Annotated in this window: 19 protein-coding genes; 6 read left to right on the top strand and 13 right to left on the bottom strand. The window is 66.5% G+C overall.

The genetic code is table 11. The features are described from left to right. Window positions 1–38: 38 nt before the first annotated feature. The 6 genes from ACFPME_RS12450 to rpoZ all read right to left on the bottom strand — a co-directional run bounded on the left by ACFPME_RS12450 (window position 39) and on the right by rpoZ (window position 6,760). Window positions 39–293 (bottom strand): type B 50S ribosomal protein L31, encoded by a 255-nt coding sequence (locus tag ACFPME_RS12450; RefSeq protein ID WP_377305760.1) that lies wholly within the window; start codon window positions 291–293, stop codon window positions 39–41. Between the two features lie 104 nt (window positions 294–397). Beyond that, window positions 398–1,333 (bottom strand): nucleoside hydrolase, encoded by a 936-nt coding sequence (locus tag ACFPME_RS12455; RefSeq protein WP_377305762.1) that lies wholly within the window; start codon window positions 1,331–1,333, stop codon window positions 398–400. Between the two features lie 120 nt (window positions 1,334–1,453). Next, the gene (gene recG / locus ACFPME_RS12460; RefSeq protein ID WP_377305764.1) at window positions 1,454–3,568 is read right to left on the bottom strand and encodes an ATP-dependent DNA helicase RecG; all 2,115 of its coding nucleotides are present in this window, start codon (window positions 3,566–3,568) and stop codon (window positions 1,454–1,456) included. Between the two features lie 96 nt (window positions 3,569–3,664). Beyond that, window positions 3,665–4,048, bottom strand: coding sequence for a RidA family protein (locus ACFPME_RS12465; RefSeq protein WP_377305767.1), 384 nt, complete (start codon window positions 4,046–4,048; stop codon window positions 3,665–3,667). A 126-nt stretch (window positions 4,049–4,174) separates the two neighbouring features. Further along, on the bottom strand, window positions 4,175–6,343 hold the full coding sequence (locus ACFPME_RS12470; protein ID WP_377305769.1) for a RelA/SpoT family protein: 2,169 nt from the start codon (window positions 6,341–6,343) through the stop codon (window positions 4,175–4,177). A 126-nt stretch (window positions 6,344–6,469) separates the two neighbouring features. Continuing rightward, window positions 6,470–6,760, bottom strand: coding sequence for a DNA-directed RNA polymerase subunit omega (gene rpoZ / locus ACFPME_RS12475; protein WP_007509529.1), 291 nt, complete (start codon window positions 6,758–6,760; stop codon window positions 6,470–6,472). Between the two features lie 197 nt (window positions 6,761–6,957). Here rpoZ and ACFPME_RS12480 point away from each other — a divergent pair, with 197 nt between their 5' ends. Continuing rightward, a complete protein-coding gene (locus ACFPME_RS12480) occupies window positions 6,958–7,788 on the top strand; it encodes an MlaA family lipoprotein (RefSeq protein ID WP_377305772.1) in 831 nt (276 codons plus the stop codon). A 76-nt stretch (window positions 7,789–7,864) separates the two neighbouring features. Here ACFPME_RS12480 and ACFPME_RS12485 read toward each other — a convergent pair whose 3' ends face one another. The 7 genes from ACFPME_RS12485 to ACFPME_RS12515 all read right to left on the bottom strand — a co-directional run bounded on the left by ACFPME_RS12485 (window position 7,865) and on the right by ACFPME_RS12515 (window position 13,093). Next, the gene (locus ACFPME_RS12485) at window positions 7,865–8,164 is read right to left on the bottom strand and encodes an STAS domain-containing protein (RefSeq protein ID WP_377305774.1); all 300 of its coding nucleotides are present in this window, start codon (window positions 8,162–8,164) and stop codon (window positions 7,865–7,867) included. 5 nt (window positions 8,165–8,169) lie between these two features. Continuing rightward, window positions 8,170–8,847: an MlaC/ttg2D family ABC transporter substrate-binding protein gene (locus ACFPME_RS12490; RefSeq protein WP_377305776.1), complete on the bottom strand. Its 678-nt coding sequence runs from the start codon at window positions 8,845–8,847 to the stop codon at window positions 8,170–8,172. 25 nt (window positions 8,848–8,872) lie between these two features. Next, a complete protein-coding gene (gene mlaD / locus ACFPME_RS12495) occupies window positions 8,873–9,745 on the bottom strand; it encodes an outer membrane lipid asymmetry maintenance protein MlaD (protein ID WP_377305778.1) in 873 nt (290 codons plus the stop codon). Window positions 9,746–9,800: 55 nt separating this feature from the next. Continuing rightward, window positions 9,801–10,577, bottom strand: a complete 777-nt coding sequence (mlaE, locus tag ACFPME_RS12500) for a lipid asymmetry maintenance ABC transporter permease subunit MlaE (RefSeq protein WP_377305780.1) — start codon at window positions 10,575–10,577, stop codon at window positions 9,801–9,803. Next, window positions 10,574–11,410: an ABC transporter ATP-binding protein gene (locus tag ACFPME_RS12505; RefSeq protein WP_377305782.1), complete on the bottom strand. Its 837-nt coding sequence runs from the start codon at window positions 11,408–11,410 to the stop codon at window positions 10,574–10,576. Before ACFPME_RS12505 ends, mlaE begins: the two co-directional genes overlap by 4 nt. An 81-nt stretch (window positions 11,411–11,491) precedes the next feature. Continuing rightward, window positions 11,492–12,115: a guanylate kinase gene (gmk, locus tag ACFPME_RS12510; RefSeq protein WP_377305784.1), complete on the bottom strand. Its 624-nt coding sequence runs from the start codon at window positions 12,113–12,115 to the stop codon at window positions 11,492–11,494. 114 nt (window positions 12,116–12,229) lie between these two features. Beyond that, window positions 12,230–13,093, bottom strand: coding sequence for a YicC/YloC family endoribonuclease (locus ACFPME_RS12515; RefSeq protein ID WP_377305786.1), 864 nt, complete (start codon window positions 13,091–13,093; stop codon window positions 12,230–12,232). 76 nt (window positions 13,094–13,169) lie between these two features. On the opposite strand from ACFPME_RS12515, the gene rph reads away from it, so the two are divergent. The 5 genes from rph (at window position 13,170) to ACFPME_RS12540 (ending at window position 18,387) form a co-directional block, all read left to right on the top strand. Next, window positions 13,170–13,901 (top strand): ribonuclease PH, encoded by a 732-nt coding sequence (rph, locus tag ACFPME_RS12520; RefSeq protein WP_377305789.1) that lies wholly within the window; start codon window positions 13,170–13,172, stop codon window positions 13,899–13,901. Window positions 13,902–13,905: 4 nt separating this feature from the next. After that, window positions 13,906–14,508: an RdgB/HAM1 family non-canonical purine NTP pyrophosphatase gene (gene rdgB / locus ACFPME_RS12525; RefSeq protein ID WP_377305791.1), complete on the top strand. Its 603-nt coding sequence runs from the start codon at window positions 13,906–13,908 to the stop codon at window positions 14,506–14,508. Continuing rightward, window positions 14,505–15,671, top strand: a complete 1,167-nt coding sequence (gene hemW, locus ACFPME_RS12530) for a radical SAM family heme chaperone HemW (protein WP_377305793.1) — start codon at window positions 14,505–14,507, stop codon at window positions 15,669–15,671. The genes rdgB and hemW overlap by 4 nt, the downstream gene beginning before the upstream one ends. 89 nt (window positions 15,672–15,760) lie before the next feature. Next, window positions 15,761–18,043 (top strand): DUF1631 family protein, encoded by a 2,283-nt coding sequence (locus ACFPME_RS12535; RefSeq protein WP_377305795.1) that lies wholly within the window; start codon window positions 15,761–15,763, stop codon window positions 18,041–18,043. Continuing rightward, window positions 18,040–18,387 carry a PilZ domain-containing protein gene (locus ACFPME_RS12540; protein WP_377305797.1) on the top strand — a complete coding sequence of 116 codons (348 nt, stop codon included), beginning with the start codon at window positions 18,040–18,042 and terminating at the stop codon, window positions 18,385–18,387. The genes ACFPME_RS12535 and ACFPME_RS12540 overlap by 4 nt, the downstream gene beginning before the upstream one ends. The last annotated feature ends 56 nt before the right edge of the window (window positions 18,388–18,443 follow it).

Raw genomic sequence — 18,443 nt, forward strand, 5'->3', positions numbered from 1 at the left:
TCGGTGCGTCCATCGCGAGGCGATGGCCGCTTCCGTCTTTACTCCTTGACGGAGCCCGCGTAGCGGCGACGGAACTTGTCGACGCGGCCACCGACGTCCAGCGACTTCTGCTTGCCGGTGTAGAACGGGTGCGAATGGCTGGAGATATCCACCTTGATCAGCGGGTACTCACTGCCGTCTTCCCACTTGATGGTTTCCTTGCTGGACATGGTCGACTTGGTCAGGAACGCGAAGTCGGACGACAGGTCCTGGAACACCACCGCATTGTAGTTCGGATGGATATCAGGCTTCATGACAGGCTCTAAAGCGGTGGTGAAAAGAGCGGTATTGTAACGAGGAACCGGCCACCCCTGCAAGTCGGCGGTGCCGGAACGGCAGGTCACGCCAAGCCGCGGGCTCAGCCGTCCACGCCCAGGGCAAGCCGCACCATCGCTGCGAAGCGCACCTGATCCACCTCCAGAACGATATTCGCCTGGGCCGGCTGGCCCAGCCGCGCGGCCCAATCGACCACGGTAGCGCCGCGAGTCAGGCGACCATCCAGCTCCACCGCGACGGCGCGGGTCTCGCTGCGGGTGACGATGCCCGGATCGAGCGCCACGGCCATCGCCAACGCATCGGCAGCGATCACCCCGCTGCGATCGTGCTTGGCGTTGTAACCCCGCGCGGCGCCCACGATCTGCCCGAAGAAATCGGCGCGCCTGTCGCCGGCCGCAAGCCAGGCATCGAACTCGGCATCACTGAAGGCATGCCGCAGGGTGGCCTCCCAGTCGATCAGGTCGAACGATGCGAACGCCCCGAACACGATGTGCGCTGCCTCGGGATCGAAGCCGACGTTGAACTCGGCAGGTACCTTGCCGGTGTTGCCATGCCCGGTGACGGCGCCGCCCATCACTACCAGCCGCGCCACCCGTTGCGGCAACGTCGGGTCCAGCCGCAACGCCAGGGCCAGATTGGTCAGCGGACCAAGCGCCACGAGGGTCAATGCCCCGGGCCGCTCGCGGGTGAGGCGCAGCAGGGCCAGCGCGGCCGGTTCGCCCGATAGCGGTGCCACCGGCTCGGGAAAACCGATGTCACCGAAACCGTCCTGTCCGTGCACGAAGGCGGCGTCCTCCTCCGGCGTGCGTACCAATGCCGTGGCGCAACCGGCAAATACCGGCGTATCGACGCCGAGCAGGTCGACCAGAGTACGCGCGTTGCGCACGGTGTGGCCGAGGCCGACGTTGCCGGCTGCGATGCTGAGCCCGGCGATGTCGGCGTGGGCATGCGCCATCAGTATCGCCAGCGCATCGTCGACGCCAGGGTCGGTATCAATCAGCAATTGCGGTCGGATCATGGCGCGTCGTCGTGGTGCAATCGCCCAGTGTATTCGATGGGAGCCGGCGAGTCGGCCATGACGGATCGCCAAAGCGGGCCGGGGCTTTTCGCGCCGCTTCCCGTTCCCGACTGCCGGCAGTCACGCATGTACGAAGCGTGCGGCACCGCCGATCCAGCGCTCGATCAATTGCCCGGTCTGCCGTGGATACTCCGCCAGCATGTGTTCTCCCACCTGATGCACCGCCGGCAAGAGGTGCGCGTCGCGGGTCAGGTCGGCGATGCGGAAGCTGAGCTGCCCGGTCTGGCGGGTGCCCAGCACTTCGCCCGGTCCACGCAGCTCCAGATCCTTCTCGGCGATGCGGAAGCCGTCGCTGGTGTCGCGCATCACCTGCAGCCGTTCGCGCGCCAGCTGCCCCAGCGGCGGCTGATACAGCAGCACGCAATTGGAAGCCACCGCACCACGCCCGACCCGGCCGCGCAACTGATGCAGTTGGGCCAGGCCCAGACGCTCGCTGTTCTCGACTACCATCAGGCTCGCATTCGGCACATCCACGCCGACTTCGATCACGGTGGTCGCGACCAGCACCGCCAGCTCGCCGGACTTGAACGCGTCCATCACGGCCTGCTTTTCCTTTGGCTTCATGCGGCCATGGATCAGGCCGATCTTGAAACCGGCCAGCGCGGCGGACAGTTCGCCGTGCGCCACCTCCGCAGCTTGCGCGCGCAACTGTTCGGATTCCTCGATCAGCGTGCACACCCAGTACACCTGCCGGCCCTCGGCACAGGCGGCGTGGATGCGCTCGATCACGTCGATCCGACGCGCATTCGATATCGCGATGGTCTGCACGGGCGTTCGCCCGGGTGGCAGCTCATCGATCGACGAAACATCGAGATCGGCATAGGCGCTCATCGCCAGAGTGCGGGGAATGGGCGTGGCTGTCAGCACCAGTTGATGCGGCACCAGCTCGCCCTCCTTGCCCTTGTCGCGCAGCGCCAAGCGCTGCTGCACGCCGAAACGGTGCTGTTCGTCGACGATCACCAGCCCAAGCCGCGCGAAAGCCACCCCTTCCTGCATCAGCGCATGGGTGCCGATCACTACGGGCGCGCCGGCAGCGACACGCTCAAGCGCCAGCTTGCGCGGCTTGCCGGTCACCTTGCCGGCCAGCCACTCAACCTGAATGCCGAGTGGCTGCAACCAATGCTGGAAATTGCGCAGATGCTGCTCGGCCAGCAGCTCGGTGGGCGCCATCAGCGCAACCTGCTGGCCCGATTCCACCGCCATCAATGCCGCCAGTGCGGCGACCACGGTCTTGCCGCTGCCGACGTCGCCCTGCACCAGCCGCAACATCGGCCGAGGTCGGGCCAAATCCCTGGCAATCTCGGCGCTGACCCGATGCTGGGCTGCGGTGAGCTGGAACGGCAGCCCGGCAAGCAACTGCCGGCGCAACGCGCCGTCGCCACCGAGCTCGAGTGCGCGCCGGCTGCGCACGGCGGCACGCATGCGCTTCAGGCTCAGATGCTGGGTCAGCAGTTCCTCGAATGCCAGCCGCTGCTGCGCCGGATGCTGGCCCAGCGTCAACTGCCCGAGGTGAGCGTCGGGCGGTGGTCGATGCACGTACAGCAGGGCCTCACGCAAAGAGGTAAGCCCGTGTTCGGCGCATAGCTCGGGCGGGATCAGCTCCAGTTGTTCCGCCGGCGGCAACAGCGCCAGCGCCTTGCCGATCACGCTGGCGAGCCGCTTCGAGCCCAGGCCTTCGGTAGTCGGGTACACCGGACTCAGCAATTCATCGACCGCGGCGGCCTCGTGTCCGCTCAGGCGCTGGTAGTTCGGATGCACCATCTCCAGCCCCTGTGCACCGTAGCGCACTTCGCCGTAGCAGAGCAGCCGCGTGCCCGGCAGCAATTGCTCGGCCTGCGCGCGATTGAAATGGAAAAAGCGCAGCACAAGGGTCTGTCGGCTGACGTCGCCGATCGCCACTTTCAACTGCGGCCGATAGCGAAAACCGCGCTCGACCGCTTCGACCACGCCTTCGACCTGCGCGCGCGCGCCCACGCGCAGGTCGGAGATCGCAGTGACCCGGGTCTTGTCCTCATAGCGCAGCGGCAAGTGGAACCAGAGATCCTGCACCCGCTCCAGCCCGAGCCGGGCCAGCGACGCGGCCAGCGCTGGGCCAACTCCAGCCAGCACACCGACCGGCGTGATGCCTGGGTCGGCGCCGATGACGGGAGCGTGGCGGGCGATGCGGGTAACCATGACCTGCAAGCCTAACCGAGCATCGCCTGCTGCCGTAAGCCACCCGCCGACGAGAGTTGTCGGCGCGGGCCGCGGCCTGGAATCAGGCCATCCTCATCACGCCAGCACCATCACCGCATCAATCTCGACCTGCACGGCCCTCGGCAAGGCGGACACTTCGATAGTGGAGCGCGCTGGATACGGCTGCTGGAAATACTCGGCCATCACGGCGTTGACCGCGGCAAAGTTCGCCAGATCGGTGACGTAGATGCCCACGCGGACGATCTGCGCCAGCGAACCACCGGCCGCCTGCGCCACCGCGGTGAGGTTGTCGAACACACGCCGCGTTTGCGCGGCAATGTCACCGTCGACCAGCGTGCCGGTGGCCGGATCCAGTGGTATCTGGCCGGAGAAATACACGGTGCTGCCCGCGCGTACAGCCTGCGAGTACGGACCGATCGCGGCCGGAGCCTGATCGGTGGAGATGATGGAGAGGGACATCGGCGAAACCTCGCGTGATCGAAAAAAGCGAGTGTATGACGTGAAGCGCGGAACGACGAACGTGGGCGATCGCGCCGCGGCACATTCCCGCGTTCGCGCTCCCGCTGCGCGATGCTCGCCCCTGCCCTACAGCGGATACCGATACGCGCCGCTGACCACCCCGGTGCGGCGCACGCGACGGATCACGTCCGCCAGGTGCTTGCGGTTCTTCACTTCCATCGCGAACAGCAGGGTCGCGGCGGCGGCATCGCGTTCCACGTACTCCACGTTCTCGATATTGGAGTCGGCGGCGGCGATCGCGGCGGCCACCGTGGCCAGCACGCCGGGGCGGTTGATCACCTCGATGCGCAGCTCGGCGCGGTAGTCGCCCTGCACGTCGCGATCCCATTCGATCGCCACGCAACGCTCGGGCGACTTGCGAAGCTCGACCACGTTCGGGCACTCCTCGCGATGCACCACGATGCCCTTGCCCGAGGACAGGTAGCCGATGATGTCGTCACCCGGCAGCGGATGGCAGCAGTTGGCGAAGCTGAGCACGCCGCGCTCGGCACCTGTGATGCGGATCTTCTCGGGGGCCTGCGGCGGGGCCTGCGGAACCTTGCCGCCGCGCTTGCCGCGTGAGGCCAGCAGCTGGCTGGCAACCATGTCCGGCATGCGGTTGCCCAGGGCAATGTCCGACAGCAGCTCTTCCAGCCGCTTGAGTTTGGATGCCTCGAGAAAGCGGTCCAGCACCGCCGCCGGAATGGCATCCAGGCTGCTGCCCTGCGCGTCGAGTGCGCGATCGAGCATGCGGTGACCGAAGTCGACGGCATCCTCATGTTGCAGATGTTTCAGGTATTGCCGAATCGCGGTGCGGGCCTTGCCGGTGACCACCACCTCGAGCCAGGCCGGATTCGGCACGGCCGATGGCGCGGTGATGATCTCCACCAGCTGCCCCGACTCCAGCCGGGTGCGCAGTGGCAGCAGCTTCTTGTCGACCCGGGCAGCCACCGCGTGATCGCCCACATCGGTATGCACCGCGTAGGCGAAGTCCAGTGCGGTCGCATTGCGTGGCAACGAAAGAATGTGGCCGCGCGGCGTGAAAAGGTAGACCTCGTCGGGGAACAGGTCGATCTTGACGTTTTCGATGAACTCAGCGGACGACACGGTGCGCGCCGAGCTGTCCGCCAGCGACGACAGCCACTCCCGTGCGCGTGCCTGCGCACTGTTGGCCGGACCACTTTCCGTCTTGTAGGCCCAGTGCGCGGCAACGCCGCTCTCGGCCACTGACTCCATCTCGGCGGTGCGGATCTGTACCTCGATCGGCGCGCCAAACGGCCCCAGCAGCACGGTATGCAGCGACTGGTAGCCGTTCGCCTTGGGGATCGCGATGAAATCCTTGAAGCGCTTGTCCACCGGCTTGTACAGCGCATGCACCACGCCCAGCGCCATGTAGCAGCTCATCGCGCTGTCGACGACCACCCGGAAGCCGTAGACGTCCATCAGCTGGGCAAAACTCTTGTGCTCGCCGCGCATCTTCGAATAGATGCTCCACGGTGACTTGATCCGGCCCACCACGTGACTCTGCAGATGGTCGGCGCTGAGCCGCGCCGACAAGGCTGCCTCGATCTTGCCCATTGCCTCGCGACGGTTGCCGATGGCGGCACGGATGCGTTCGCTGATCACGCGGTAGCGATCCGGATAAAGCGCGCGGAAACCCAGGTCCTGCAACTCTGCCTTGAACTTGTTCATGCCCAGGCGCTGCGCGATCGGGGCGAAGATTTCCAGCGTTTCGCGCGCTATGCGGCGACGCGAGTCGGAGTCCTTGGCACCCAGCGTGCGCATGTTGTGCAGGCGATCGGCCAGCTTGATCAGAATGACTCGGATGTCGCGCGCCATCGCCAGCAGCATCTTGCGGAAACTCTCCGCATCGGCTTCCTGGCGGCTGCCGAAGCGCATCTTGTCCAGCTTGGTGACGCCATCGACCAGTTCGGCCACCACTTCGCCGAATTCGGCAGCGATGTCCTCGCGACCAAGCTCGGTGTCTTCCAGCGTGTCGTGCAGGATCGCCGCGATGATCGTCTCGGCGTCCAGCCCCAGCTCGGCCAGGATGCCAGCGACAGCCACCGGGTGGGTGATGTAGGGCTCGCCGCTCTTGCGCTCCTGCCCGGCGTGCGCCTGCGCGCCGATCTGGAACGCGCGCAGCACGCGCTCCACCTGCGCATCCGCCAGATAGGCGATGCGCTCTTTCAATGCCAGCACGTAAGGCGGCAACGCGGACAGGTCGACCGAAGCGGGAGGGGCAGCCGCAGTCATCGGTACTGGCGCCAGCTCAGGCGCAGGTCTCGCGAAAGGAAGAAGCGACGACTGCCCGACGCGCGCCGTCCATCACCCCGGATCTGCCGGCGTGGCGGACAGGCGTTCTACAGCAGCCGCCGTCCATCAGTCGTCGCCGCCCTTGGACAGGTCGTCGTCGACTTCGGCCGCCGCCCATTCCAGCGCTTCGCGTTCGGCACGCTCGCGCTCGGCCTTGTCGATCTGATCGATCGTGGCCTGGTCGATGCGGCGGGCGGCGATCTCGCGCAGGGCCAGCACGGTCGGCTTGTCGTGGTCGGGGTTGACGGCCGGTTCGGCGCCCTTTTCCAGCTGGCGTGCGCGCTTGGTTGCCATCAACACCAGCTCGAAACGGTTGTCGACCACCTCGAGGCAGTCTTCAACGGTAATACGTGCCATGCGAAATCCTCAAAGAATAAATGACTTATATGATCTGACAGTGTAGCCAGCAGGTGCTTTGCTGGCAATGCGGGGACGCGTATCATGGCGGGCTGGCCACGGAATGGCACGCCTCTGCGAAAGCGCGCCAAAGTCCGTGCATGATATAAAACCAGACAGTACACTTATGCTGTCCCCGACGCGAATCCCCCGCACCAATGCCCTCTCCGCATCGATTCACCTCATTGAACCGCTGGTTGCCCGTGCTCGCGATCGCATTGCTGGCCGGCTGCACGATCGCCAAGCCGCGTACCGACGATCCCCTGGAGAAGTACAACCGCGGCGCATACAAATTCAACGATGCCCTGGACAAGGCCGTGATCCGTCCGGTGGCGCTGGGTTATCGCAAGGTCACCAATCCACCGGTGCGCCGCTCGTTCAGCGACTTCTTCACCAATATCCGCATGCCGGTCACGGTGGCCAACGATCTGCTGCAGGCGCGCCCGAAGCAGGCGCTGCAGAGCACCGGCCGCTTCCTGGTCAACCTGACGCTGGGCATCGGCGGTTTTTTCGACCCGGCCAGCCAGCTGGGGCTGCCGCTGGAAGACAACGATTTCGGCATCACCCTGGCGCGCTGGGGCGCACCTGAAGGCGACTATCTGGTGCTGCCACTGCTCGGGCCGAGCACCGCTCGCGACATCTGGCAGAGGCCGGTCGACAGCTATTTCTTCGATCCGCTGACCCTGTTCGCCAACAACCACCACTACAACGGCCTGCAGTACGTACCGCAGTTCATGTACCTGGTCACCATCCGATCGCGCGCGATCGATGCGGAGAGCTTCCTGCAGTCCGCTTACGATCCCTATGTGTTCATCCGCGATGCGTACCGGCAGCAGCGCTTGTACAAGATCTACGATGGCAATCCGCCGCTGGACATCATCCAGCAGATGCAGGGCCTGGATGAGCAGAACTTCGATCCGGAACAGTTGCTGGATCAGCAGCACCAATGGGAAAGCGCGCATCCGAACCAGGCTACCCAGAAGCCGTAGGGGCGGCTTGCCTCGCTGAAGAAAAGGGGCCGCGTGGCCCCTTCCTGTCTCTCCCGGAGTCTTGCCGCAGGGCCGTTCACCCCACCAGGCGATCGACCTCGCAGACCTGTGCCAGCACCCGCATCCCCGCGGGCATGTTGACGACCTGCAGCGCCCGGCCGCCACGGCCGGCCTCGGCCGTGACAGCGAGAACGCAGGCCAGACCGGCACTGTCGCTATGACGGATGCCGGCCAGATCGAGCCGACCCACCGTGCCGCCTGCCAGTGCATCCTGGATCATCTGCAGCGCCGCAGCGGCCGTATCGAAAGTAAGCACGCCACTCACGCCCAGCGTACCCGGCGTGTCGGCGTCCAGCCGCAGATCAGGTCCGGGCATGCGGATCACTGCCTGTCCTTGTTGTCCTTGGCCATCGTCGCCAGCGCCTTTTCGCCCTGGGTCTCAAGGTTGGTGATCAACTGCTCGATACCCACCTTGCGGATCTCGGCATCCACCTGGTTGCGATAGTTGGTTACGTAGGAAATCCCCTCGATGATCACGTCGTAGGCCTTCCAGTCCTCGCTGCGACCCTTGCGGAACGCGTAATCGATCGACACCAGCTTGCCATCGTCCAGCACCACCTGCGTGCGCACCACGGTACGCTTGTCGTTGAGATCGCCATTGAACGGCAGCACCTTGACCCGGCCACGCGTGTAGTTGAGCAGGCCTTCGGCATAACGATGGGTGATCGAGTTGTAGAACGCCCTGGCAAAACGCTCGCGCTGCACCGGCGTGGCCTCGCGGGCATGCTGGCCAAGCACCAGGATCGAGGCGTAGTCGAGATCGAAATGCGGCAGGAATACCTCGTCGATGACGCTGATCAGCTTTTCCTGATTGTGCTTGAGCTCCTCGCGATGCCCCTCGATCGCCGTAGCCAGCTGATCGGCGATGCCTTGCACGACCTGCGCCGGCGTCTGCTGGGCAGCAGCCGTCGCGACGGCAGGTTCGCCCTGGGCGAACACCGGAGCCGCGGCGGCGATGCCGAAGGCGATGACGGTGGCAAAAGCCAGATTGCGCAACATGGGTAACTCCTTGAACGATAACGGCTTAGTGTTTGCCGGCAGGGGCGTCGGATTTGCTGTCGCCAGCAGCCTTCTTGTCGCTGGACGAACCATTGACCAGGAACTTGCCGATCAGATCCTCCAACTGCATGGCCGATTGGGTGAGGATCATCTCGTCGCCATCCTTGAGCACGTCGGGCGAACCGCCGGGCTGGATCGCAACATACTGAGTGCCGATCAAACCGCTGGTGAACACCGCGGCGGACGAATCGTCGGGAATGGCGTTGTAGCGCTTGTCGATCGCCAACCGCACCTGGGCATTCAACTTGACCGGGTCGGCGCGCACCGATTCCACGTTGCCGATCACCACGCCGGCCATCTTCACCGGCGCGCCGGCCGAGAGCGAACCGACGTTGCTGAAATCGGCCTTGACCATGTAACTGCCACCGACATTGTCGACCACGCCGCCGGCGCCGAAGAACTTGCCCAGCATTTCCTCCAGCGGCTGGGTCGACCTGGTTCGCGCCAGCGTGCCGCCGGCGGCCACCGCCTGTTTGGCACTGCCGTACTCGATGCCCACGTACTGGTCGCCGAGCAGGCCGCTGGTGAAGATCGTCGCCACCGAATCCAGCGGAATATGATTGTAGCTCTGGTCGATCGACAGCTTCACATCGGCCACGTCGTGGCCAGGCTTCAGCGTGATCGACTGCACCTGGCCGACCCGCACACCGGCAATCTTTACCGGTGCGCGCTCCTTCAGCTGGCCGATGTTGGTGAACTGCGCCTCCACCGAATAGCTTTCGCCCTGGTGGACGTTCGCCACCGAACTGGTCTGGGTGGCCAGGTAGGCCAGCGCGGCGAAGCCCAGCACGATGAACAGGCCGGTGCCGACGGCATAGGAACTTCTGGGTTGGCTCACGGCACGATCCTCGTTGGAATACGGATGTTCAAAATGGATTTCATGGCAGTCACAGTCACATAAGGAAAGCGGTCAGTACGAAGTCCAGCGCCAGGATTGCGATCGACGAAGCGACCACGGTACGGGTGGTGGCATAGGCCACGCCCTCGCTGGTCGGCGGCGTGGTGAAGCCCTGGAACACGGCGATCAGCGACACCACCGCGCCGAACGCCAGGCTCTTCAGCAGCACGCCGTTGACGATGTCCGTGTGCACGTCGACCTGGGCGGTCATGTTCGACCAGAACGTGCCGTTGTCGATGCCCAGCCAGGTCACCCCGACCAGATGCCCGCCGAACACCGCCAACGCGCAGAACACGCAGCACAGCAACGGCATCGCGATCAGGCCTGCCAGGAAGCGCGGGGTGGCTACGTAGGCGATCGGATCGACCGCCATCATCTCCATCGCGGAAATCTGGTCGGTGGCGCGCATCAGGCCGATCTCGGCGGTGATCGCGGTGCCGGCGCGCCCGGCAAACAGCAGCGCCGTGACCACCGGCCCCAGCTCCCGATACACCGACAACGCCACCACCATGCCGCTGGCCGAGGTGCCGCCGAAGATCGACAGCACGTGGTAGAGCTGCAGCATCAGCACCATGCCCACGAACAAGCCGCAGACCATGATGATGGTCAGGCTCATCGCGCCGACGAACCACAACTGGCGGATCGTCTCGCGCACATAGCGGAAGCTGCGCGGAATGGCCGCCAGCAGGGTCAGAAGGAACAGGCCGCAGTTGCCGATCTGGGTCAGCGACTGGGTGACCACGTTGTTGCCCTGCGACGCGTGCTGGTTCATTGCCTGGCCCCGGGAAAACCCAGTTCGGTTGCGTAGTCGCCCGCCGGATAGCGGAATGGAATCGGACCGTCCGCCTCGCCGCCGAAGAACTGCCGGGTCCATGCCGAACCATCGCTGGCGATGGTTTTCGGGTCACCCTGCGCCACCACCTTGCCGTTGGACAGCAGTATCACGTGATCGGCGATCTGCTCCACCGCGGCCAGCTCGTGCGACACCAGCACGCTGGTGATGCCGAGCGTGCGATTGAGCGTGAGGATCAATTTCAGCACCTGGTTCAGCGCTACCGGATCGAGCCCCACGAAAGGTTCGTCGTAGAGGATAAGCATCGGATCGAACACGATCGCGCGCGCCAGCGCGACCCGCCGCGCCATGCCACCGGACAGCTCATTCGGCATCAGCCGGGCGGCGCCACGCAGGCCCACCGCCTGCAACTTCATCAGCACCAGGTTGCGGATCAGCACCTCGGGCAGGCGGGTGTGCTGGCGCAGTGGGAACGCCACGTTCTCGAACACGTCGAAATCGGTCAGCAGAGCGGAATTCTGAAACAGGTAGCCCACCCCCTCGCGCATCTTGTAGAGCTGTTCGCGCGACAAGCCGGCGACGTCCTCGCCGTTGACCAGGATGCTGCCGGCGTCGGCATGCATCTGCCCGGTGATGTGCTTGAGCAGCGTCGTCTTGCCGGTGCCGCTGGGACCCATGATCGAGGTGATCTTGCCGCGCGGAATATCCAGGTCGAGCGCGTCGAAGATGACCTTGCCGTTGAGCACCGTGGTCAGGCCGCGGATCCGCACCAGGATGGGATCGTCAGGCGGCAGGCGGACAGGTTGAGTCATGAAGGGCGACCACAAAAGGAAACCAAGGTAATGGAACCACGCCAGCAACGCCATGCGCGAGCATCGCCCATCGGCACGACCCTACGGGGCGAGCAACTCGTTGATCAGCGATTCGTGCCGCTGCCACTGCAGCGCACTACGCAGGCGGACCGCCCGCACGATCGCCTGCAGATCGGCCAGCGCATCGTCGAATACATCGTTGACCAGGATGTAGTCGAACTGGCTGGCATGCGCTATCTCGCCCCGCGAGTTGAGCAGTCGCCGCTCGATCACCTCGACGCTGTCCGAACCGCGGCCGCGCAGGCGCCGTTCGAGTTCCGCCCGCGACGGCGGCAGGATGAATATGCCGACGCAATCGGGCTTGCTGCGGCGGATCTGCTGCGCACCCTGCCAGTCGATCTCCAGCAACACGTCGCGCCCCTGCGCCAGCAATTCCTGCACCGTGGCCCGTGAAGTGCCGTACAGATTGCCATGCACCTCGGCGTGCTCGAGAAAGACGCCCTCGGCGATCTCGCGTTCGAATTCGGTGCGCTCGACGAAGTAGTAATGCCGTCCGTACTGCTCGCCCGGCCGTGGCGGCCGGGTGGTGTGCGACACCGACAGGGAAATCGCGCGCTCGCGCTCGAGCAGCGCGTTGACCAGGGTGGACTTGCCTGCACCGGAGGGTGCGGCAACCACGAACAAGGTGCCTGCTTCAATCGACATAAAGATGCGCAGCCCGTTGGTCGCCTCGCCCCCCGGGGGAGAGGACTGGGATGAGGGGGTACTCGCCGGAAAGCGTTGAAGGCCGCCGCGCGGCAGGGATCGGCATGCCCTTGCTCATTCGATGTTCTGCACCTGCTCGCGCATCTGTTCGATCAGCACCTTCAGCTCGACCGCCGCATTGGTGCTGCGCGCGTCGACCGACTTGGAGCCCAGCGTGTTCGCCTCGCGGTTGAACTCCTGCATCAGGAAATCCAGCCGGCGCCCGACCGGCTCGGCCAGGCCCAGCACGCGGCGCGTCTCGCCGATGTGCGTGCTGAGCCGGTCGAGTTCCTCGTCGACGTCGGTGCGGGTGATCTGCAGCACCAGTTCCTGTTCCAGCCGACCCGGCTCGACCGGCTGCTTCAAATCGGCCAGCCGTGTTTCCAGCCGGGTGCGCAGCGCGGCGCGGATCTCCGGCATCCAGCCGCGCACGTCGGCAACCACGCGTTCGATCGCGTCCAGCTTGTCGCGCAGGATCCCGCCCAGCTTCTCGCCCTCGCGCTCGCGGGTGGCGGTGAGTGCATCCAGCGCGCGGTCGAGCACCTCGAACAACGCGGCCTGCTGCGCTTCCGGATCGACTTCGGCCTGCTGCAGCACGCCGGGGAATCGCAGCAGTTCGGTGAGCTGCACCTGCAGGCCGGGAAACAGCGCGGTCAGGTCCAGGTTCAGTTCGGACAGGCGCGACAGCAGCGCGGTGTCGACGTGCAGCGAATCGCCGCGTGCCTCGCCGCCGCGCAAACGCACGGTCAGGTCGAGTTTCCCGCGCGACAGCTTGGCCGCGACGCGTTCGCGCAGCTGCGATTCGAAAGCGCGCAACTCGTCCGGCAGCCGCGGGCTCAGCTCCAGATAACGATGATTGACCGTGCGCAGCTCGCAACTGAGCGTGCCGGCGGGGCCGGTGGTTTCGGCACTGGCATAAGCCGTCATGCTGCGGATCATCAGTGCCTTCCGGACGTGGGGAAAGAGCGCAATGGTAAACTCTCCGGTCCAACCTTGCCCAATCCGGCCACTCCCCATGAATTCCGTCAACCGCCCCAGTGGCCGCGCCAGCGACCAGCTGCGCACCGTCAGCATCCAACGCCATTACACCCGCCACGCCGAGGGTTCGGTGCTGGTGAGCTTCGGCGACACCCGCGTGCTGTGCACGGCCAGCATCGAGGATCGCGCGCCGGCCTGGCTGCGCGGCAAGGGCGAGGGCTGGATCACCGCCGAGTACGGCATGCTCCCGCGCGCCACCAACACCCGCATGCAGCGCGAGGCGGCACGCGGCGGCCAGGGCGGCCGCACCATGGAAATCCAGCGGCTGATCGGCCGCAGCCTGCGCGCCTGCGTCAACCGCCAGGCGCTGGGCGAACGCGTGATCACGCTGGACTGCGACGTGCTGCAGGCCGACGGCGGCACCCGCACCGCGGCGATCACCGGCGCCTACGTGGCCCTGGTCGACGCGGTGAACCTGCTGATGAAGCGCGAGAACCTCAAGCGCAACCCGATCGTCGGTGCGGTCGCCGCGGTGTCGGTCGGCATCTACCAAGGCGTGCCGGTGCTCGATCTGGACTACACCGAGGACTCCGGCTGCGATACCGACATGAACGTGGTGATGAACGACGGCGGCGGTTTCATCGAAGTGCAAGGCACCGCCGAAGGCCACGCGTTCCGCCGCAACGAAATGGATGCGCTGCTGGCGCTGGCCGAAAAGGGCATCGGCGAACTCGTCGCGGCGCAGCGCGCGGCGTTGGCGCAGGGCTGAGCCGGTGTCGCGCATCGTGCTGGCCAGCAGCAATCCCGGCAAGCTGAAGGAATTCGGCGCGCTGCTCGCCGACAGCGGCCTCGAAGTGGTGCCCCAGGCCAGCCTGGGCATCGCCGACGCCGAGGAAACCGGCCTCACCTTCGTCGAGAACGCCCTGCTCAAGGCGCGCCACGCCGCGCAAGCCAGCGGCCTGCCTGCGCTGGGGGACGACTCGGGCCTGTGCGTGGATCACCTCGACGGCGCGCCGGGGCTGTATTCGGCCCGCTACAGCGGCGGCCACGGCGACGCCGCGGCGAACAACGCCAAGCTGCTGCGCACACTCGACGGCGTACCGACGGCACAGCGCGGTGCATTCTTCATCTGCGTGCTGGTGCTGCTGCAGCACGCCGACGACCCGGCCCCGCTGATCGCCGAGGCACGCTGGCACGGCCGCATCCTCACCGAAGGCCGCGGCAGCGGCGGCTTCGGCTACAACCCGGTGTTCCTGCCCGAAGGCCACGAACAGAGTGTGGCCGAGATGGACGACGCGCTGAAGAACCGCCTCAGCCACCGCGGCCAGGCGCTGGCGCTGATGCATGAGCGGCTGCGCGAACTGCGCCACGCATGAGCCTCGTCGCGCCACCGCTGTCGCTGTACATCCACATGCCTTGGTGCGTGAAGAAGTGCCCGTACTGCGACTTCAACTCGCACGGGCTGCGCAGCGAGCCGCCGCCGTATGCCGATTACATCGACCACCTGCTGGCCGACCTGGACGCCGACCGCGCCGATTTCGCCGGGGCGATCGAGGGTCGCCCCGTCATCAGCGTCTTCTTCGGCGGCGGCACGCCCAGCCTGTTCGCGCCGGACCTGATCGCGCGCCTGCTCGACGGCGTGCGCACGCGCCTGCCGCTGGCCGCGGACGCCGAGATCACCCTGGAAACCAACCCCGGCACGGTTGAACACGGCCGTTTCGACGGTTACCTCGCCGCCGGGGTCAATCGCATCTCGTTCGGCGTGCAGAGCTTCGACGACGACAAGCTGAAGCGGCTAGGCCGCATCCACTCGGCCGGCGAGGCCGAGGCAGCGGTGAAGTCGGCGCAGGACGCCGGCTACACCAATATCAACCTGGACCTGATGTACGCGCTGCCGCAGCAAACCCTGGATGGCGCGCTGGCCGACGTGGAACGCGCGGTCGCGCTGGCGCCCACGCACATCTCGCACTACCAGCTCACGCTTGAGCCGAACACCGCGTTCGCCGCCAACCCGCCGCCGCTGCCGGACGACGACCACGCCTGGGCCATGCAGGAAGCCTGCGAGGCGCGCCTCGCCGCCGCCGGCTACGGCCAGTACGAGATCTCCGCCTATGCGCAGCCCGGCCGGCGCTGCGTGCACAACCTCAACTACTGGCAGTTCGGCGACTACCTCGGCATCGGTGCCGGCGCCCACGGCAAGCTCAGCGATGCGGCCACGGGCACCGTGCACCGGCGCTGGAAAACGCGCCATCCGCGCGCCTACATGGAAACGCCCGGCGGCACGGCGCGGGTGGGCGGCGACAGCGTGGTGTCCGCTGCCGAGCTTCCGTTCGAATACATGCTCAACGCGCTGCGCCTGGTCGATGGCGTGCCCATGGCCGCGTTCGCCGAACGTACCGGCCTGCCCGCCGAACGCATCGCCGGGGCCCTGGCTGATGGCCGCCGACGCGGCTGGCTGCACGACGACCCGCAGCGGCTGCATACCACCACGCTGGGCCAGCGGTTCCTCAACGACGTGATCGCCAGCTTTCTGGATTGAACCGCTGCAACGCGCGCCCGAGCCGGCGATGGCATAGCCTTCGCATCCGGCATAGACTTGCCGTTCCGGGGGATCAACAGGTTTTCTGCATGGATGTCGGACAGGATCGACGTCGTTCGCCCGCGCCACTCAAGGGCTCCCGGCCCGGCGGCGCGCGCTGGCCTGCGCGCACGCAACGGCTGCTCGAAGCCACTTGCACCTTGTGCCTGGAGGCACTGCACGAGCCGCTGCGGCGTTGCCTGGACGAGTTCGAGCGGCAACTTTTTGTGCTGGCCGAACAGGCCCGTCGTTCGAGCGAGCAACAGGAGTGTTTCGCCAGCCGGCAACGGGTGCTGCAGGATCGCACCACGTTCGAGCAGCGCTTCACGGACCGCTTGCGTGCCGCCATCAACGAGGTCGACACCGATGCCGGCAAGCCCGCCGCCAGCGCGGCGGATGTAAAACCATGGCAATCGCTGGAGCTGCTGGACACGGTCGAGCAGGAGCTGTCGATGGCGCTGGAGCAACTGGGCTCCCGTGGCGAGGTGCGCCACAGCGGCGTGCTGTACGAGCTCGGCTACCGGATGGCCGTACTGATCGGCGCGCCGCCGCTGGAAGGCCCGGCATTACCGCTGGGGCCACATGCACTGGGGCAGGCATGCCACCAGGCAAGTGCCGAACTTGCGCTGCCGCTGAAGCACCAGCTGCTGTTGCTGCAGCATTTCGACCAGTCGGTGATCCAGTCGCTGGGGCCGCTGTATGCCGCCATCAATGCGCACTGGCAGGCCGATGGCATCCTGCCCCAGTTGCGCAGCATTCCGATCCCGCGGCGCCTCAGCAAGCGCCCGCCGCAAGTCGCCACCGGGGCCGCTGCAGCCGTTGGGGCCGCCGCAGCCGTCGAGCCCGCACAGCCGGCGGCCGGCGCCGCAACGGGCAACGGCGGTTCGATCGCGGTACTGGAATCGCTGCGCGACCTGCTGGCGCAACAGCGCGCCAGCCAGGGCGGCATCACCGGACAGCCGAGCGGCCGCGCCGCCAGCGAGGACGAACTGCAATTCGCCCTGGGCGCACTGCAGCAGCATCTGGCCCAGGTCACCGATCATGCCAGCCGCGAACTGCGCAGCGCCGCGCGGCTGCGCGAGGAACTGCTGACCCAGCTCAACATCGGCAAACCGGCGGACGCCCCGCGCACCCAGCTGAGCGGCGAACAAGGCGACACCGTTGAACTGGTTGCCCGGCTGTTCGAACAGGTCGGCCAGCAATTGCAGCATGGCGGCAATGCCCATGGCCTGCTCAGCGACCTGCAACTGCCGGTGCTGCGCATGGCGGTGGCCGATCACGGCTTCTTCGAGAAGCGCGAACACCCGGCGCGCCGTCTGCTGGACACAGTGACCGCCACGGCGAACGACTGGCTCGACGGCAGCGACGACGAGAGCAACCGCCCGCTGGCGACCAAGCTCGAACAACTGGTCAGCCGCGCCAACCAGGAGGCTCCCAGCGCCGGCCTCTACACCACCTTGCTGGCTGACATCGAACATCATCTCGCGCTGCTCACGCGCAAGGCGCAATCGGCCGAGCGGCGTCACGTGGAAGCGGCGCAAGGGCGCGAACGGCTGGACCAGGCGCGTCACCGCGCCGGCGAGCTGATGGCCGAACGGTTCGCGCAATCGCCGCCGCGCGGCCTGTTGCGTGCCCTGCTCGATCGCGCCTGGTCCGATGTGCTGGCGCTGACCCTGTTGCGGCATGGCGAGGACAGCGACGCGTTCCGCTCGCAGCTGGCGATCACCGACCAGTTGCTCGGCCGCCTGCCGGTGGACGACCGCCTGCAATTGCAGGTGGAAGTGGAGTCCGGCCTGCAGCAGATCGGCATGCACGCCGAGGAATCGGTACAGGTCGCGCAGCGGCTGCTCGGCGCCGGCAAGCCTGACCCGGCGGTGGAACTGCCCAGCGCCACCGATCTGGCATTGCGCCTGAAACAGCATCAGCGCCTGGGCGAACAGCAGTCCGTCCAGCACGAACCGGCGGCGCATGCCGCGCCAGTGCAGGCACCGGAGCCGAGTCCCCGCGAACGGCGCATCGAGGAACACCTGCGTCACGTGCCGTTCGGCAGCTGGTTCGAGTTCATCGAGCCGGCCACCGGGCAGATCGCGCGGCGCAAGCTGGCCTGGTATTCGCCCATGTCGGGCCGCTGCCTGCTGGTCAGCCGGCGCGGCCAGCGCGGCGAGGAAATGACCCTGGCCCAGCTGGCCCATGAAGTGGCAAGCGGTCGCGCGTGCGAGGTACCGGCCGAACCGGAGAGCCTGCTCGATCGCGCCTGGCGCAGCCTCACCGGCAGCCTGCGAATGTCGGCCGAGGCACGTCGCCCCCATTCTCCGGAGGCAGCACGCCGATGAGCACCCCCAACCAGCGCCGCGCCGAACGCAAGCGCGCCACCATCAACGCGGTTGTGACCGATACGATCAGCGGCGAACCGATCGGCCACCTGGGCAACCTTTCCAGCACCGGCATGCTGCTGATCATCGCTCAGGCGCCGCGCAGCGAAGCGATCTATCAGGTCAGCATGACCTTGCCCGGCTCGGGCCGGCTGCTGACCCAGGCGCAGCCGATCGAAGTCGGCATCCAGGAGCAATGGCACGAAGCGGCCGCCAGCTCGGGGCAGATCTGGGCGGGCTATCGCATCGTGGCGATCACCGACGCGGATGCCGCGCGGCTGGACAGCTGGCTGAGCCAGGCCTGACGCCTCGCTGGCCGCGGCGGCGCCCGCGCGGCATGATGGGGGCCCGCTTCCTTCCT

The organism is Rhodanobacter umsongensis (genome assembly GCF_042654965.1).
Lineage (GTDB): Bacteria > Pseudomonadota > Gammaproteobacteria > Xanthomonadales > Rhodanobacteraceae > Rhodanobacter > Rhodanobacter umsongensis.

Coding starts and splice junctions, on each gene's coding strand:
- recG (WP_377305764.1), bottom strand. CDS start 3,568: ATGGTTACCCGCATCGCCCGCCACGCTCCCGTCATCGGCGCCGACCCA.
- ACFPME_RS12535 (WP_377305795.1), top strand. CDS start 15,761: ATGGATGTCGGACAGGATCGACGTCGTTCGCCCGCGCCACTCAAGGGC.
- rpoZ (WP_007509529.1), bottom strand. CDS start 6,760: ATGGCACGTATTACCGTTGAAGACTGCCTCGAGGTGGTCGACAACCGT.
- rph (WP_377305789.1), top strand. CDS start 13,170: ATGAATTCCGTCAACCGCCCCAGTGGCCGCGCCAGCGACCAGCTGCGC.
- mlaE (WP_377305780.1), bottom strand. CDS start 10,577: ATGAACCAGCACGCGTCGCAGGGCAACAACGTGGTCACCCAGTCGCTG.
- ACFPME_RS12470 (WP_377305769.1), bottom strand. CDS start 6,343: ATGACTGCGGCTGCCCCTCCCGCTTCGGTCGACCTGTCCGCGTTGCCG.
- hemW (WP_377305793.1), top strand. CDS start 14,505: ATGAGCCTCGTCGCGCCACCGCTGTCGCTGTACATCCACATGCCTTGG.
- ACFPME_RS12480 (WP_377305772.1), top strand. CDS start 6,958: ATGCCCTCTCCGCATCGATTCACCTCATTGAACCGCTGGTTGCCCGTG.
- ACFPME_RS12465 (WP_377305767.1), bottom strand. CDS start 4,048: ATGTCCCTCTCCATCATCTCCACCGATCAGGCTCCGGCCGCGATCGGT.
- ACFPME_RS12540 (WP_377305797.1), top strand. CDS start 18,040: ATGAGCACCCCCAACCAGCGCCGCGCCGAACGCAAGCGCGCCACCATC.
- ACFPME_RS12455 (WP_377305762.1), bottom strand. CDS start 1,333: ATGATCCGACCGCAATTGCTGATTGATACCGACCCTGGCGTCGACGAT.
- gmk (WP_377305784.1), bottom strand. CDS start 12,115: ATGTCGATTGAAGCAGGCACCTTGTTCGTGGTTGCCGCACCCTCCGGT.
- ACFPME_RS12505 (WP_377305782.1), bottom strand. CDS start 11,410: ATGACTCAACCTGTCCGCCTGCCGCCTGACGATCCCATCCTGGTGCGG.
- ACFPME_RS12450 (WP_377305760.1), bottom strand. CDS start 293: ATGAAGCCTGATATCCATCCGAACTACAATGCGGTGGTGTTCCAGGAC.
- ACFPME_RS12515 (WP_377305786.1), bottom strand. CDS start 13,093: ATGATCCGCAGCATGACGGCTTATGCCAGTGCCGAAACCACCGGCCCC.
- ACFPME_RS12490 (WP_377305776.1), bottom strand. CDS start 8,847: ATGTTGCGCAATCTGGCTTTTGCCACCGTCATCGCCTTCGGCATCGCC.
- ACFPME_RS12485 (WP_377305774.1), bottom strand. CDS start 8,164: ATGCCCGGACCTGATCTGCGGCTGGACGCCGACACGCCGGGTACGCTG.